The 17,055-nt window shown below is 45.2% G+C and carries 14 protein-coding genes and 1 other annotated feature; of the genes, 10 read left to right on the plus strand and 4 right to left on the minus strand.

All coding sequences use genetic code 11. The features are described from left to right. Positions 1–131 precede the first annotated feature (131 nt). Both ACG95_RS06020 and ACG95_RS06025 read left to right on the plus strand, forming a co-directional pair. The gene (locus ACG95_RS06020) at positions 132–1,502 is read left to right on the plus strand and encodes an RsmF rRNA methyltransferase first C-terminal domain-containing protein (RefSeq protein ID WP_047999650.1); all 1,371 of its coding nucleotides are present in this window, start codon (positions 132–134) and stop codon (positions 1,500–1,502) included. A gap of 172 nt (positions 1,503–1,674) precedes the next feature. After that, positions 1,675–2,175 carry an HAD-IIIA family hydrolase gene (locus tag ACG95_RS06025; RefSeq protein ID WP_047999651.1) on the plus strand — a complete coding sequence of 167 codons (501 nt, stop codon included), beginning with the start codon at positions 1,675–1,677 and terminating at the stop codon, positions 2,173–2,175. A 76-nt stretch (positions 2,176–2,251) separates the two neighbouring features. Here ACG95_RS06025 and fni read toward each other — a convergent pair whose 3' ends face one another. From fni to mvk, 4 genes are all read right to left on the minus strand, one after another. Further along, entirely contained in the window at positions 2,252–3,292 is a 1,041-nt protein-coding gene (fni, locus tag ACG95_RS06030) for a type 2 isopentenyl-diphosphate Delta-isomerase (RefSeq protein ID WP_047999652.1), read from the minus strand. Positions 3,293–3,376: 84 nt separating this feature from the next. Next, entirely contained in the window at positions 3,377–4,450 is a 1,074-nt protein-coding gene (locus tag ACG95_RS06035; RefSeq protein ID WP_047999653.1) for a phosphomevalonate kinase, read from the minus strand. Positions 4,451–4,501: 51 nt separating this feature from the next. Next, positions 4,502–5,485 carry a diphosphomevalonate decarboxylase gene (gene mvaD / locus ACG95_RS06040; protein WP_047999654.1) on the minus strand — a complete coding sequence of 328 codons (984 nt, stop codon included), beginning with the start codon at positions 5,483–5,485 and terminating at the stop codon, positions 4,502–4,504. Positions 5,486–5,501: 16 nt separating this feature from the next. Continuing rightward, on the minus strand, positions 5,502–6,440 hold the full coding sequence (gene mvk, locus ACG95_RS06045) for a mevalonate kinase (protein ID WP_047999655.1): 939 nt from the start codon (positions 6,438–6,440) through the stop codon (positions 5,502–5,504). Between the two features lie 448 nt (positions 6,441–6,888). Here mvk and ACG95_RS06050 point away from each other — a divergent pair, with 448 nt between their 5' ends. The 8 genes from ACG95_RS06050 (at position 6,889) to ACG95_RS06085 (ending at position 17,019) form a co-directional block, all read left to right on the plus strand. Then, entirely contained in the window at positions 6,889–9,693 is a 2,805-nt protein-coding gene (locus ACG95_RS06050; protein ID WP_047999656.1) for a helicase C-terminal domain-containing protein, read from the plus strand. Between the two features lie 65 nt (positions 9,694–9,758). After that, on the plus strand, positions 9,759–10,259 hold the full coding sequence (locus ACG95_RS06055) for a cell wall elongation regulator TseB-like domain-containing protein (RefSeq protein ID WP_152668293.1): 501 nt from the start codon (positions 9,759–9,761) through the stop codon (positions 10,257–10,259). A gap of 23 nt (positions 10,260–10,282) precedes the next feature. Next, a complete protein-coding gene (locus ACG95_RS06060; protein ID WP_047999657.1) occupies positions 10,283–11,482 on the plus strand; it encodes a pyridoxal phosphate-dependent aminotransferase in 1,200 nt (399 codons plus the stop codon). 20 nt (positions 11,483–11,502) lie between these two features. After that, positions 11,503–12,798, plus strand: coding sequence for an asparagine--tRNA ligase (asnS, locus tag ACG95_RS06065; RefSeq protein WP_173425510.1), 1,296 nt, complete (start codon positions 11,503–11,505; stop codon positions 12,796–12,798). A gap of 209 nt (positions 12,799–13,007) precedes the next feature. Continuing rightward, a complete protein-coding gene (locus ACG95_RS06070; RefSeq protein WP_047999659.1) occupies positions 13,008–13,724 on the plus strand; it encodes a DnaD domain-containing protein in 717 nt (238 codons plus the stop codon). Between the two features lie 377 nt (positions 13,725–14,101). Beyond that, positions 14,102–14,360: a binding site (T-box leader), on the plus strand. 50 nt (positions 14,361–14,410) lie between these two features. Next, a complete protein-coding gene (locus tag ACG95_RS06075; protein ID WP_053072705.1) occupies positions 14,411–15,478 on the plus strand; it encodes a methionine ABC transporter ATP-binding protein in 1,068 nt (355 codons plus the stop codon). Further along, a complete protein-coding gene (locus ACG95_RS06080; RefSeq protein WP_047999661.1) occupies positions 15,478–16,149 on the plus strand; it encodes a methionine ABC transporter permease in 672 nt (223 codons plus the stop codon). Before ACG95_RS06075 ends, ACG95_RS06080 begins: the two co-directional genes overlap by 1 nt. 12 nt (positions 16,150–16,161) lie before the next feature. Further along, on the plus strand, positions 16,162–17,019 hold the full coding sequence (locus tag ACG95_RS06085; protein ID WP_047999662.1) for a MetQ/NlpA family ABC transporter substrate-binding protein: 858 nt from the start codon (positions 16,162–16,164) through the stop codon (positions 17,017–17,019). Positions 17,020–17,055: the final 36 nt, after the last annotated feature.

The following is a 17,055-nucleotide window of genomic DNA, read 5'->3' on the forward strand; positions in this document are numbered from 1 at the left end:
CTCCCGTTATCTGATTCTTAATCCCTTTAATTTAGCATAATCGGAGGGTAAATGCGAATCATGGGGGCCTTACAGCGCGTGTAAAGTGTGGTAATCTATTTGAGGAAGCTTTTAAACGAGGAGGATGCGCGTTGCAATTACCAGCAGAATTTATTACCAAATATGAACAATTATTAGGTGCCGAGGCACCCGCTTTTTTTGCTGCTTTTGACGAACCAGTCGAAAAAGGATTTCGGGTGAATCCAACTAAAGCCGTGACGCCAGCGATGACGGCTAAGATGACCGCCGAAGTCCCATACAGTCCCATTGGATACTACGGGAAGGTCAACGGGAATTCATTGGAACATTTGGCGGGAGCGGTCTACAGTCAAGAGCCTAGCGCGATGACAGTTGGTGAGTTTGCCAAGCCAGAACTCAATGAACGGGTTCTCGATCTGTGTGCGGCTCCGGGTGGTAAAACGACCCATTTACTCAGCTATTTGCGTCAAACCGGATTACTGGTAACGAACGAAATCAATCCTAAGCGGGTAACTGCACTGGGTGATAACGTTGAACGCTATGGTGCTCGCAATACGGTGATTACTAACGCAACCCCGGATGCATTGGCTAAAGAGTTACCAGGATTCTTTGATCGAATCTTAGTTGATGCACCGTGCTCAGGCGAAGGGATGTTTCGTAAGGATCACGATGCGGTTAACTATTGGACACCAGATTATCCAGCCGCATGTGCGGATCGCCAACGCGATATTTTAGCCGCGGCCGTGAAGATGTTGAAGCCTGGTGGTCATTTGATTTATTCGACGTGTACCTTCGCGCCTGAAGAAGACGAACAGATGATGGCTTGGTTGTTAAAGACCTATCCTGAATTTGAATTAGAACCATTAGTGAAAACGGCAGGAATTGTCGATGCTAAGCCAGAATGGGCGGATGGTAATCCTGAACTAGCTAAGGCAGCGCGTTTATTCCCACACTTAATGCGTGGTGAGGGTCATTTTATTGCTAAATTGGTCTATCACGGCACAACTGTTGCTAAGGATAAGAAAACAGTTCGCGACGAATTAACGGCGACACAGCGGCAGTTATGGCAGGGCTTCTTGGAACAACAGGGGAACGTAACCTTATCTGATTTAGCATTACAAGCACGTGGAGATCAGTTATACGGTGTCCCCGAATTGATGCCAGTAACACGTAAGTTGAAGATCTTCCGGACGGGGATTCTCTTAGGTACGTTCAAGAAGAACCGTTTTGAGCCGAGTTACGCCTTGGCCTTGGCGAGTGATGACTTAACAATGCCAAAGGTAGCGATTACGCATGATCAGTGGGCCAAATACGTTCACGGAGAGACTTTCCAACTGGCCGATGAAGCTGCAGAAAATGGCTTCCGGATATTAACGTGCGATGAGTTACCCGTTGGCTTTGGGAAAGTGGTTGGTAAAACCGTTAAAAACTTTTTCCCTAAGGGGTTACGCTTTTTAGCGACGGATGAAAATGCTAGTTTATAGTTAATTTTGATGAAACAATCGGCGGATACTTGTCGATTGTTTTTTTGATACCATAAATAGACTAATTTGAGAATTGAATGTTTAAAATCGTTAGGAAAGTGTCTGAACTTAATTTGATAGGATGAAGTCAGTGTTTGAAGTTGCTATCGTACAGTTATGGAGGTGAGCTGGAATGGAGATAAGCACGGTATTGGTAGATCGTGATGGCACGCTAGGTGGTGACGGTCATTTTAAGACACCTGAAAACTTCAAGCCTTATCCGGGGGTGGTAGCTGCAATTTCACGGCTAAAGCGACAGCATATTTTAGTGTTGGCAATTACTAATCAGACGCAAATTGCAGCAGGCAAGATTTCAATGACCGAGGTTAGACAGGGGTTAGCGCAACTGGGTATTACTGACAGCTGGATTTGTCCTCATCAAGCATCGCAACATTGTCAGTGTCGTAAACCGCAACCATTGCTAGTTTACGAAGCTCAGAAACAATATCATTTTGACTTAGCGACGACCGCTTATATTGGGGATTCTTACCGCTATGATATGCAACTTGCAGTTAATGCGGGTATGTTAGGCATTCATGTTGCAACGGGCCGGATAGAACCAGCTGGCAAGCAGCAATGTTTAGAACAACCGGATTTCGTCAGTGCGGTTGATTGGATCTTGAACGGATTGTAATGATTGTTGTTACTAGCAAAAATGAGCCGTCATCGCATTATGAAATTTTTCATAATACGATGACGACTCATTTGGTTTATTGTTTTAAAGATTGTTTGTAGTTAACAAGTTCTGATGAGAAGATCAGTTTGTCGGCAACTTTAGTGATATCAGCAATATTGGTAACACCAATTAGGGCTAACAGTAGCTTGAGCTGGTTCTGCCAAGCGTGCAGCATCGCAATCACTTCATCATCAGTGTGGTGTAGCAAGGCGTGAAGAACCACGCCCGCGATCCCAACGGCATCAGCACCCAACATCAACGCTTTGATCACGTCAAGCGGATTGCGAACACCGCCCGCGGCAAAAATCGTTAAATCGCTAGGATGGCCTTGAACACTGAGTAAGGATTCAACCGTTGATAAGCCAAAGTCGTGCAGATAGTCCATATCTCGTAGTGGACGCCGTCGATTTTCAATGTCGACAAAGTTAGTACCGCCGTGGCCACCTAGATCAAGATAGCGAACGCCAGCTGCGTAGAGTTGCTGCATGGGTGGTCGTGAAATACCAAAACCAACTTCTTTGACGATGACGGGACAGTCTAATTCAGCAACGAGTTTACTAATGTTAGCTAACCACTTAAAATCGCGATCACCCTCAGGCATGACAATTTCTTGCACGACATTTAGATGAAGTTCCAAGGCATTGGCATCAATCATCTGAATCGCAGTGTGAGCGGCCGCTAAGCTGTGAGCGGCTCCCAGGTTCCCAAAGACTAGACCATTGGGATTTGATTGGCGGATATTAGTAAAGGTTGAGGCAACTGTGGGATCTTTGATGGCAACACTCTGGGAGCCAGTTGCAATGGGTAAGCCACAAGCCGCTGCAATCTTGCCGAGTCGTGCATTGAGCTCGCCGGTTTGCTTGGATCCGCCGGTCATAGCTTCGATATAGAGTGGGCTGTCCCAGTGCCACTGACCAACTGTTGTGGAGAGATCAACTTGATCTACAGTTGTTTCTGGTAAAGCATCATGGCGAATGCGCACCTGATCGAAGTCGTTAGGCTGTTCGCCATGAAAGTATTTTTCTGCTAACGAAACGTGTTCGTCTTTGCGATGTGATTGTTGACTTTGTGACACGAGGCCACCTCCATATCAGTGAGAATAATAAAAAGAGTCTGGCAAGGACGCTAGACTCTTTTTAAAAGGTTTAAATAGTCAGAATTAGTCATTGACGGTATGAACCTTTAAGTTTAGCTGTTCGATACCATCATGCGCCCAGGCGGTTAATAAAGCCTGAGTATCTAAAGCTTTATCGATTAATACAATCCCGCAGTCGCCGCCACCCGCGCCAGAAGTTTTAGCAGCCGCACCAGCGGTTTCTGCTAAACTAATCATACGTTTGAGAATGGGTGTTTCAATCGTGACGTGACTAAAAGCACCTAGTTGTTGTAAGAGTTGTCGATTGACCCGAAGCTCTGTTTGAATTGCTGCAAGATCATTCTGATGGAAACCAGCAATCATGCGTTTGAGGCAATCCTTGCTAGCTTGTAGGAAAGTTTGATACTCACCACGCTGCTTGGCTTTAACCATCGCCACCTTATCGACAAGGTGGGACGTGGAAGCCGGGGAGCCGGTCCAGCCGATGATTAAACGAAGCGCAGCGGGTGGGGTCAGCAGGTCAACCTGCATGTCTGGCCAGTCCATTGCTAACAAATCGCTTAGGCTGGTTTGGGTACGGTGACGCTGTAACCACTGGCGATCAAATGAATGGTAGGCAATCCAACCACCGTAGACACTAGCGGCAATATCACCCAAAGAACCGTTCCCCTGAACGGAGAGGTGGGCGATAGCTGCTAATTTGAAAAGCTTTTCACTGGTCATCGGTAGATCATAGTATTGGCACAGTGCTTTAACCGTAGCAACGGTGACGGCGGCTGAAGAACCTAAGCCGTATTTTTTACCGTCTGCACTATCCAAATCACTATTAATACTTAAATGATAAACACCAAGTTCACGACCAAGCTCATGAGCATAACTTTCGGTAAGACTAATCGCAGCTAGAATGTAGTGAAACGGATTATCACGATTATCAAAGACCATCTCGTCGCCTTGACGACGCCAAACGATGGAATTTTCTTGGTATTGTTCGGAAACGATACTACCAACCGTTTCACTAGGTGAAATTGTTGCCGTGACGAATTGGTCTAGGGCAACAATAATTGCTGGATAGCCACTTTCCACCACGGCGTATTCGCCAGCAATGTAAAGTTTTCCAGGGGCTTTCACCGTAATCATGCCATCAGGTCCTTTCATAGTCAGAAAATCGACTATTTTAACTTATATTAATTATTCGGTTTCTGTAAAGGTAATGCCTGGCCCAGGTTTAGCGACAATTAATTGTTCCGGAGCAAAATGTCGTTGTAGTGCAGTCTTGATAACATCGGTATCTTTACCCGCACAAATGATTTTAACGTTAGGACCAGCGTCCAAAGTATAATAACAGTTTACCCCGTGTGCACGCAAGTCAGTGACCGCGTTGATTGCGGTTAAGGTTGCGGCTGTAAAGTAATTGAATGCGGGTTGGGCGCTTAAATTGAGTGCGTGCATCCGCATGGCATTCGTTTCAGCAATCTGGCCGACTGTTGTCAAATCTTTAGCTGTAATCGCACGACGCATCCGTTTGAGATCAGTCTTCGCAGTTTTGACCCAAGCAGGATAGTAAGGGGAAGTCTTAACGACGCGAGCCATACCTGCAGTAGAACTGATTGGTTTTCGGGTTGCTTTGAGAACGACCGCAATCATTTGAATATCCCAATCGATTGGATCTTGCAAGACTTCTGCGTAGGAACTCGCGTCATCATGACCGGCATGCCATTCGACAAATCCACCGAAGATTGAGCGAGTTGCTGAACCAGAACCACGTCGAGCTAGACGTGATAGCGCCGTGTTGTCGAGGTTCATTCCAGCGGCACGGCTAGCAGCGCCAGCTAAAGCCGCGAATCCGGAAGCGGAAGAAGCGAGCCCGGCTGAAGTTGGCACGTGGTTTTCAGTATGTACGGCGGCGTATGCTTCAGCACCACTTTGTTGGCGAACCAAGTCCAAAAAGCGACTGATACGGCGGCTCTTAGTGGCGGGTAATAGTTGATCGTCAAAGTAAATTTGATCACGATTTAGATTAGAGTCGAAAGTAACACTAGTCTGGGTATAGAAATGATCCAGCGTTAATGAAATGCTCCCGTTTTGGGGAAGCATTAATTTAGGATCTTTTTTGCCCCAATATTTAACTAAAGCAATATTGGTGTGGGCCCTTGCTGTAACGGTTTTTGACATGTGAATTCCTCCAAGGTTAATCGTCGTTCAGTAGTGGTTCGACCCACGTGGCGGTAGCCCCCGCGGCCGCGAGTTTTTGTGATAGTTGGTTGGCGATGCTAGCCTCTGGTGCTAAAGCGATTAGGCAGCCGCCTTGACCGCTACCAGTCAGTTTAGCAGCTAGCGCGCCATTCTGACGTGCTACGGCTAAGAGCTGTTCCAGAGCAGGATGACTGACACCGAGTGACCGGAGATCATCCTGAGCACTATTTAAAGCAGCTGCTAGAGCCCCCATATCCCCGTTAGCGAGTGCATCACGAGTTTGACGGGTCAATTGGCCTAAGTCGTCGATTCGATTCTGAATCGTGGCACCCTCAACCATTAGGAGATTGCGGACGGTTGCCACGGCAATCTTGGTTTGACTCTTAATGCCGGTATCAGCGATAACTAAATAGCCCGGTATTTTGACGGGAATCGGATAATTTTCACGACCCTTAACAAACCACACGGGTGACTTAGCACTCGCGGTAGCAACATCCAGTCCGCTTGGCTGACCATGCGTGTAGCTTTCAGCCACGTTGGCAGTTGTCAATAAGGTTTGCTGGGACAAAGGTTGCTCAAAGAAATCATAAAAAGCCCGGGTCACTGCAACTGCGGAAGCGGCGGATGAGCCCATACCGCGTTCAGATGGAATGTCGCTAGTAATGTGAATATCAAAACCTTGATCACTAGCGTCAAAGCGGGTTAATAAGGTTTTGATCAAAGTTTGAATACCGCCTAAATTTGCGGACATCATGTTAAAATCTCCATTAAAGTATCGACTTTTAACGGATTGGGTCGTTTCACGGCGGTGAATGACGGCCTGCATTTGAATGGTCGAGATTGGGAGGGCGATCGCTGGTTGACCATAAACGACCCCGTGTTCACCAATTAGTATAATTTTGGCATGACTAGTACCGGTAGCTTGATCTTTCAATCGTGTCGCTGCCTTTCTGTAAGTAGATTGATAATAGCTTCATAATACCTTATTAGCGCTATTTTTGCCACGACTGCCACTATTTTAGTAGAATTATAATCAATTAGTAAGGACTCAGTGAGCAATTAGTTTGACCTGAAAATACTAATAATTAGGCATAGCTATGACGTTGGTAAGGCTGCTTAGTTAGCTAAAAATGCTGGGATTAGAAAAAAATTAGAAAAATCGGTATCTTACGTGTATTCATGATATTACTGAGATCGTTAGCTTAATACATCAGTCTAACTGGTCGTATCAACGCCGCCAAATTGGATGAATATGCTATAATTTAATCTGATACACAACGGCGTTAAAATGGCTGTTGTTAATTAGGGTGTACGGGCTTGTAGTCCGTCCCACAATCCGCGGCTCGACGGCTCCGGATAATGAAAAATTTGGGGAAATGACCATGAAACCAAACACAACCTATGCCGTAGTAGATATTGAAACTACTGGGACGAGTGTTAAAGACGGCGACCGGATCATTCAGATCGGTTGTGCGTTTATAAAAAATAATCATATTATTAATACTTTTGCGACGGACGTTAACCCGTTAACAACGGTGCCAAAGGTAATCGAAAATTTGACGGGCATTAGTAATGCGCGCGTACGTAAAGCCCCACCTTTCGATGATTTGGCGGGGACAGTCTACAGTCTATTGCAGGGGACGGTCTTTGTTGCGCATAACGTTAATTTTGACTTGCCGTTTATTAATGCGGAGTTACAACGCGTGGGCTACCCAGAATTGCCGATTCAAGCAGTTGATACGGTTTCACTTAGCCAGATTCTATTACCAACAGCGCCCAGCTTTCGGTTGCGTGACCTTAGTCAACAGTTGAATATTGATCACGATCATCCGCACTCAGCGGATAGTGATGCGGTGGCGACAGCTAGCTTGTTTATTTACTTACAAAAACGGTTAGCTAAGTTGCCGTTGATCACGTTGCAGCGCATGGTGGAATTAACACCGGAGTTGCCCCGTGAAACGGCGGATCTGTTTGCCTATGCACTACAGCAGGGTAAACAGCACCCACAGCAATTACCAAAGAATCTAGTGATTCATAACGGGATTGCACTTCAAAAGCAACGCTTGCCGCAACAATCGGTTGGGCGCACAGCTGATCGATACCCGTTAACTAAAGCACAAAAAGAGCAAGTGTTTGACGATAAGCTGACATACCGGCCTCAGCAGGCACGGATGATGAATCAGATTTATCGTCACTATACGAAAGAACTGTCGGCGCCACAGGCATTATTGATTGAGGCGCCAACTGGAACCGGGAAGACCTTGGGCTACTTGTTGCCCTTAGCCTACTTAGCGCAAAATAATCAGCAGGTCATTATCAGTACTGCAACAACGGTCTTACAGACGCAATTACATGATCAGGGTGTTCAGCGACTGAACAAATTATTACCTAATCCCGTTACTGCGGTCGTTATCAAGGGTAATCAACACTATGTGGATCTGAATCGCTTTGCTCATGGGATTACTTTACATGAACACTCCAAGCAGACGCAGTTATTAAAATTGCGGGTCCTAGTGTGGTTAACGATGACGACGACTGGTGACTTAGATGAGTTGCACTTAACGACTTATCAAGCACCGTACTTCAATGAGATTGCGCATCATGGTGTCGCTTCGTTAACGGCGGATGATCCTTTCTTCCAAGTTGACTTCTTACGCTTCCGTGATCAATTGACGGCCCAAGCGACGTTTATTATTACTAACCACGCTTACTTGATGCAGCACGTTGCCCAATTGGGTAGTCGGCAACAACGGCCGTTCCTAGTATTGGATGAAGCGCAACATTTGGCTGACGGGGTAGTTAGAGACTCACGTCAAACCTTTGACTTTAATTACTACATGGCGGCGTGTCACAGTTTGATCAGTCGGATTGACTCTGAACACCAACTGAATTTACGGTCACTGTTTGCGGAACAACCACAAGCGGATTATCGATTGAAGTTATTAGACAATTCATTGAGTGATACGGATTTGCATTTGCAACAATTACAAGCGGCATTAGCACGGACATTTGGCGCGGATCAGACTGGTGATAATCAGCCCGTTGAAGTGTCAATTACAACGGACGAGTTGACGGACTTCTTTGCCGCCCACAATCCGTTGATCAAACAATTGCAAACGGCGATTGAGAATTGTTTCCTTCAATATCAGCAGTTGGAGGAACAGTACCAACACGATCAGGCACAGATTTTACCGAACGAACAACATGTGCTCGATGATTTTGCTAATCGCTTGCAACAGCTTCGACGGGGCTATGATCTATTACGGACATGGCTAGTGCCAGCGTCACGGGAGCAACGGGTCTTCTGGATCAGCCTCAATCAGTGGCATGATCGTGGTAGCTTAACGTTATCCGGTAGTTTGATCGATACGCAGGGCTACTTTAAGGAACAATTGTATCCATACTTTAGCGCACCATTGCTGACTGGGGCGACCCTATTTTCAACTGGTAAGTCACACTATGTCTATTCACAATTGGATCTTGATAGTGCCACAGTTGAGCATCACCAACTGTCAACGCCGTTTGACCTGAAAAATCAAGCACGGTTAATGATTGCAACGGATGCACAGCCTGCGGAGCAACCTGGTGGTAAACGTCGGATTGCTTACCTGAGTCAGGCTATTTACCAGATTGTTACCGCAGCACCTAAGCAAACGTTGATTCTATTCAATTCGCTGAATATGATTGAAGCAGTCTTCCATGGCTTACGTCAGTTAAATCTACCGTCTGATCGGGAATTGTTAGCCCAAGGGGTCAACGGTAGTCGTGAAAAGCTGTTACGCCGCTTCATGCAGGGCGACAACGCAATTCTGCTAGGTGCCGCTAGTTTCTGGGAAGGGATTGACCTTCCGCAAGAGCAATTAGAATTGTTGATTATTACCCAGTTACCGTTTGACTCACCTGAGCAGACGACAACTAAGGTACGCTATCAGCAATTACGGCAAGCTAAGGTTGATCCGTTCTATAATGAGGCCGTACCAAAGGCTGCTTTGAAATTACGGCAAGGACTTGGTCGATTGATTCGAACCGAACAAGATCGGGGTGCAGCGGTGATCCTTGATGATCGCTTAATAACGAAACGTTATGGTCAGACAATCTTGAAGGCTTTGCCCAAATCTTTGCCACCAACGGAAGCTTCGTTAGACACGATTACGAGTGAACTTCAAAGTTTTTTCAAAACTGAGTAAGAAACCGTTTCGCAATTAGATAAATTTGCTATAATAAATTTATCTGTTTTTGAAAGGAAGAGCATATGCGAGTTCAACGTAGAAAGCGCCCAGAGCGGGTGATTATGATTGTCTTAGTTGCGATCTTAGTCATTATCGTGGCAGTTTACGGCACGTTGTGGGTCGCACAACGGCCGATGCATCAAGCCCAAAAAACGGCTTACAGTTTAGCGGTTAGTAAGGGCAAGCTAAAAACGACCACTGGGTTTTCCCAATATAACGGCACTAGCAGTTATTACGTGGTCACCGGTACTTCCAAAAAAGATGTGCCGGTCTACGCTTTGATCAACGCGAATAAAAAACACCAAACGACCGTGATTAAACAGTCAGCTGGTGTTTCACGGACCAAAGCGCTAAAAGAAGTCTGGTCTAAACGTAATCCTAGTAAGGTGGTCAAGGCGACGCTGGGTAAGTATAATGGCGAAGTTGTCTGGGAAATTACTTATTTGAACCAGAAAAAGAATTTGTGTTATGAGATTTTGCAATATTCAAATGGTAGTCGGTTGAAGTCGATTATCAACATTTAAAGCTTAAGGGAGTGCGGATGTTAATGGAATTAGCGCGTAAAGTAATGCAGATCCAGCCGTCAGCAACACTGAAAATCAGTGCGACCGCTAAGCAAATGATGGCAGACGGGGTCGACGTGATTAATCTGGGGATCGGTGAACCAGATTATCAAACGCCAGATAATATCAAGCAAGCAGCTATTGACAGTATTCAAAATGGTCAGGCAAGCTTTTATACCCCTGCAACCGGGCTCCCAGAATTGAAACAAGCGATTAGTCAACGCATTATGGCTGATCATCAGCATCATTATGATTTGGATCAGATTGTGGTAACGGACGGAGCCAAGATGGCGCTGTTTACGTTATTCCAAGTCATTCTCAATCCAAATGATGAAGTGTTGTTGCCAGTACCATACTGGGTCAGTTATTCAGAACAGATCAAATTAGCTGGTGGGACGCCGGTGGAAGTTGGTACAGATCGCCAGTTACGGTTTACGGTAGCTGATCTTGAAGCCCAGCGGACACCTAAGACCAAGGCTTTAGTTTTGAACTCACCACAGAATCCATCCGGTTTAGTCTACAGTCGTGCGGAATTGACGGCGATTGTCGGTTGGGCAGAAAGTCACGCTATTCTAGTGATTGCCGATGAAATTTATGAAAAATTAATGTATAACGGTAATCAGTTCACATCCGTGCTAGAATTAGAAGGTATTGATTTGGATCACGTCGTTTTAATCAACGGGGTATCTAAAGCATATTCAATGACTGGTTGGCGGATTGGCTATGCAGCCGGTCCCAAGGCCGTTATGGCTAAGATGGGTGTGGTGTTAGGACACGCAGCTAGCAATCCAGCCGCTGTTTCACAGTACGCTGCGATTGAAGCTTTCGGTGGTGATCAGACATCGGTCGAAACGATGCGTCAAGGCTTTGAAGCGCGGTTAAACGAGCTTTATCCGTTGATTGCTAGTTTGCCAGGGTTTAAGTTGCCAGCTGGGAAGCCTGCGGGTGCGTTTTACTTATTCCCAGACATCACTGAAGCGTTACGTTTGACTGGGTATCAAGATGCAACGGCTTTTGTCACGGCAGTACTGCTGGAGGCACACGTCGGCTTGGTTCCAGGTGAAGCGTTCGGATTGCCCGGGCACTTGCGACTCAGCTACGCGACTGATATGACTTCATTACGTGAAGCTCATCGTCGGCTACAACAATTTATGACACAAAAAATTGCTGAACAAGCAAATTAATTGGAGGATCTAAGTAAATGGTGCAACAGATTAGCATTATCGAAGCCAAAAATCACGTTGACGAAAAGGTCAAAATCGGGGTCTGGCTCACAAACAAACGTTCAAGTGGTAAGATTGCGTTCTTACAATTACGTGACGGTTCTGCCTTTTTCCAAGGGGTCGTTGTCAAGAGCCAAGTTAGCGAAGAAATTTTTGCCTTAGCCAAAGAAGTTAAGCAAGAAGCTAGCATGTGGATTACGGGTGTTATTCACGAAGACAGTCGTTCAAAATTCGGTTATGAAATCGAAGTAGAAGATATTGAACTTGTCGGTGAAAGCGAAGAATATCCAATTACACCAAAAGAACACGGGGTTGATTTCTTACTTGATCACCGTCATCTATGGTTACGTTCAAAACAACCTTGGGCTATCATGAACATTCGTAATGAAGTGATTCGTGCCACTTACGAATTCTTCAATCAAGAAGGTTTCACTAAGATGGACTCACCAATCTTGACTGGGAGTGCACCTGAAGGCACGACTGAATTATTCCATACTGAATATTTTGATCGTGACGCTTACCTTTCACAGAGTGGGCAGTTATACGCTGAAGCCGGTGCCTTAGCATACGGTAAGGTCTTCACATTTGGCCCAACTTTCCGAGCAGAAAAATCAAAGACGCGTCGTCATTTGATTGAATTCTGGATGATTGAACCTGAAATGGCCTTTATGCACCAAGAACAAAGCCTAGAAGTACAAGAACGTTACATTGCCTTCCTTGTTCAGGGTGTGATTGATCATTGTCAATATGCTTTAGATATTCTTGGTCGTGACGTAGAAACGTTGAAGAAGTACACCAAGTTACCTTACCCACGCATCAGTTATGATGAAGCTGTTGAGTTACTTAAAGCTAATGATTTTGACGTTGAATGGGGTGTTGATTTTGGTTCGCCAGAAGAAACTTTCTTGGCTGATCACTTTGACCAACCCGTCTTTGTCTTAAACTACCCTAAGGCTATCAAGCCATTCTACATGAAGCCACACCCAACTCGTGACGATGTGGTTATCTGTGCCGATTTATTGGCACCTGAAGGTTATGGTGAAATTATTGGTGGTTCCGAACGTGCTACTGATTACAATTACTTGTTAGACCAAATCAAGGAAGCCGGCTTAGATCCAGAAGCCTACGCTTGGTATTTGGACTTACGTAAGTATGGTAGTGTTCCTCACTCTGGTTTTGGTCTTGGGCTAGAACGCTTCTTGACTTGGATCACCGCTGAAGATCACGTACGGGAAACGATTCCGTTCCCACGTTTGTTAAACCGCATTTACCCATAAGAGTTATTTAGTTAAATAACATTAATTAAAGGGGCTGTGACAGAAGTCGCAGGCCCTTTAATATTTAGCCAAAACGTGTGCCGAAAGCCAGTTGCTTCCGCCTAGCTATGAAAGCCAAACGATTGAAAAACACAATCATTTGGCTTCCTACGCTATGCTCAGCAACTACCCGGCTTTTGTCCCACTCTTTCGTGAAAGGAGTCGTTGGGATGGAATCCTTAGCAGCTGCCCTGATCAACGATGGGCAAACGACCATTGCCAACGCCTTACTCACGCATTATCGTGAGATTGGCGTCACCAATGATGAGTTACTAGTTTATTTGCAATTTAAACGCCTGATGGATCAAGGTAATCAGTTTCCTGATGCGGCCGTGATCGCGACCAGTTTGGGTGAAGATACGAATGCCGTTTTCCAACGGTTACACGAAATGCTAGCGAAAAAGTTACTGACTATTGAATCGATTACCGGTGAGGATCAAAAGATTCATGATCGGTATAACTTTGATGGCCTTTACGACAAGTTGGCGGTTGCATTAAAGAAGCAGCCACAAGAACCGACCGCAGCATCGACTGAAAACATGCGTCAAAAAGTATTTACCGCGATTCAAACCGAGTTTGGCCGTGATCTATCACCAATTGAGATGGAAAGTATCAGTAAGTGGTTCGATGAAGACCACTATGAACCAGAAGTCATTGAATTAGCCTTGCGTGAAGCTGTCTTGCGTCAAGTCTATAATCTGACTTATATGGATCGCATCCTGCTTAATTGGCAGAAACGTAACCTGAAGACGGCATCTCAGGTCGAAGCTGAACGACAACGTAGTATTGAAAAGCGTTTGAATTCAGCACCGCAACCGCAGCGTCAAACTGGCGATAACGCGGGCCCTAAGATTCCGTTATTTAAATTAGGCGAAGATCAATCGTAATACCTGTATAGTCACTGGCAAATTGCCGGTGACTATTTTTTTATTAACTGTTTACTAAAAGTAAAAGATTGATATACTCCGTTAACGCTATAGTAGGAGTCCTATATTGAACAAATTGCCAGCTGACTTTCGCCTGAAATACCGATCAGTCCAACTAAAAGTAGGTAAAATGTGATTAACCTTTTAAATTTCACCTTAGCCGTGAGGGGGAGTTCCATATATATAGCATTACACAGAAGACGAGTAACAATAGTTTTAACAAATGAAATGCATGTGGAAGATGTATTTGATAAACGCTAATATTAGAAAAAGATTAAAATTCATCTTGACTTCTCATTTAGCTAGCGTGATACTAATAACAACCAAGCAAGTGAAATCAAAGAACAATGTGTCAGATGAGTAAAGATTGCGACCGATCCATAGCGAGCTACCGGTTGGTGTAAGGTAGTGACGGTGCATTCTTGAAGATGGTCTGACAGGTGTATTTTTTAATGCTGAGCGTAATAGTTAGGCATTAACGGTTACTGCCGTTATCGAGTTAGAGTCTCATAATCAGGGTGATTGTGGTACTTGAAGTGCGATGTTCGAGACTGAATATCGAAATAAGGTGGTAACACGGCTAAGGTCGTCCTTAATCTGAGTTTCAGATTAAGGACGACCTTTTTTTGATGGGGAGGATGAGATTGATGGCACAACCAATTATTGATTTAAAAGATATCACGGTGACTTTTCATAATGATCAGCAGGTGCTTCCAGCGGTTCAGGATGTAAATCTTGCGATTGATTCAGGAGATGTTTACGGCATCATCGGTTATTCTGGTGCGGGTAAAAGTACCTTGGTCCGGGTGATTAATCTGTTACAGGCACCTACTGAGGGGCGAGTGGTTGTTAACGACCAAGCGTTACAAGACTTGTCTCCCGCTAAGTTACGGCAAGCACGACGGCAGGTCGGTATGATCTTTCAACATTTTAATCTGATGGGATCGCGCACGGTGCTTGGTAATGTCATCTACCCATTACTCGGACAGAAAATTAGCAAGCAGGAACGCCAAGCAAAAGCGTTGCGGTTATTGAAACTAGTGGGATTAGAAGCATATGCTCAAGCTTATCCAAGCAAGCTGTCTGGTGGTCAAAAGCAACGAGTCGCCATTGCGCGAGCATTGATTACTGACCCCAAAGTGCTTATTTCTGACGAAGCTACTAGTGCGCTAGACCCGAAGACGACCGCCTCAATCTTGTCATTACTGCAACGCTTGAATCAGGAATTAGGGCTGACAATCGTTTTAATTACTCATGAGATGCAGGTTATTAAGAGCATTTGCCACCACGTTGCAGTTATGGAAGACGGTCAAATCATTGAACGTGGACCAGTTGCCCAAGTCTTCACCGCACCGCAAGAGGCACTAACGCTAGACTTCGTGGAGGCAGCAACGAATGTGCGTGCAGCGATCAAACGGATTACTCGGACGATTAGGTTGAGCGAGTTAGCAGCCAATCAGGAGTTAATTGCTTTTAAGTTTATTGGTCAGGCCACTAAACATGGGGTGATTTCGCAATTATCACAAGAATTCAAAGTGGACGTTAATATCTTGTTCGCTAACATTGATCAAATTGACGGCCAGAACGTCGGTGACATGATTGCGGTAATTACGGGGGATTTAGCGGCATTCAACCCTGCGGTGGCTAAAATGGCGTCAGAGGGCGTTCATGCGCAAGTTATTGATGAACAAGTGGTGAAAGGACTGAGTGACTAATGGCAGCATTACTTCCAAATGTATTACAGATGAAAAGTGAGTTCATTCAAGCGACACTGGCAACCCTTTATATGACCGCAGTTTCAGCAATCATTGCGGGTGTGTTGGGACTTGGACTAGGTATTTTATTAGTCGTGACACAGCCAGGGGGCTTGTTATCAGATCAACCCTCGTATCAATTATTAGATAAAGCGACCAACTTGTTGCGGTCGGTGCCCTTTATTATTTTATTAGCGGTCATCTCGCCACTAACTAATTACTTAATTGGAACTACTGTTGGGACGACCGCCTCTTTAGTGCCACTAGTCTTGGGGATTTTTCCATTCTATGCCCGACAGGTTCAAAATGCGTTACTAGATGTTGATCAAGGTATCGTAGAGGCTGCCCAATCGATGGGCTCTAGCCCGCTAGCCATTATCTTCCGCGTTTATCTGAAGGAAGGGTTGCCTGATCTGATCCGGGTATCGATTGTCACGGTGATCAGTTTGATTGGGCTAACAACCATGGCTGGGGCTATTGGTGCCGGTGGCTTAGGTGATATTGCAATCAGTATTGGTTACGCTCGTTTTGAAAACGACGTGACGCTGGTGGCAATGCTGATTATCTTAGTGCTCGTATTCGCTGTGCAGCTAGCTGGTGACTGGCTTGTCAAACGCGTAACGCACGATTAGGGAGGCGTAGAGATGAAACGATTAGCATGGTGGTTATTAGGCATAGGTGTGATTGTTGGTATCTGTATCGGCATACACGAGTTGACGAGTTATTCGGCCCGTGAGCAACAGAGTGCCACGATTACGGTTGGTTCCATGGGCTCTGACTATGAAGTCTGGCAGCACATTGCCAAGAGTAGGGACGCTAAACAATTAGGATTAACGATCAAAGTGCAGCAGATTACCGACGGGGTTCAACTGAATAAAGCAACGGCCGAGAGTTCGGTGGACGTCAACGCGTTTGAATCGTGGTCGTATTATGAGACGTACAACAAACAGAATCCTAAGGCCAAATTAGCGGCACTGGGGACAACTTACTTAGAACCAATGGGAATCTATTCAAAAAAGTATCAGAATATTGACCAGATTCCTGACGGCGCCACGATTGCGATTGCGGATAACCCCTCGCAAGCATCACGAGGGTTATTGTTACTGCAAAAGGCTGGATTAATTAAATTAGCAGCGAACTTTGGTGTCTTGGGGACGACGAAGGATATTACTAGCAACCCACGCCACCTCAAGTTTAAGCAGATTGATGATACGACTGGTCCACGAATCATTAAGAGTGTCGATGCCGTTCTAATTTCCAATACGGTTGCGTTAGAGGGCCATTTACACGTTTTGCGGGATTCGATCTTCCACGAGAGTCTGAACAAGGATACGAAGGATAACGTTAATATTCTAGCTACAGCGGCTAAGAACAAACATAAAGCTAGTTATTTGAAGCTAGTTAAGTTGTACCATCGTGCTGATATTCAGAAGTATATTAAACAAAAATATTACGGCACAAAGATCAACGTGAACCAGCCACTGAGTTATTTTGATAATTAATATTCACTGAGCATATTGGTCGCTAGTGTTTTGTTA

The organism is Lactiplantibacillus herbarum (assembly GCF_001039045.1).
GTDB lineage: Bacteria > Bacillota > Bacilli > Lactobacillales > Lactobacillaceae > Lactiplantibacillus > Lactiplantibacillus herbarum.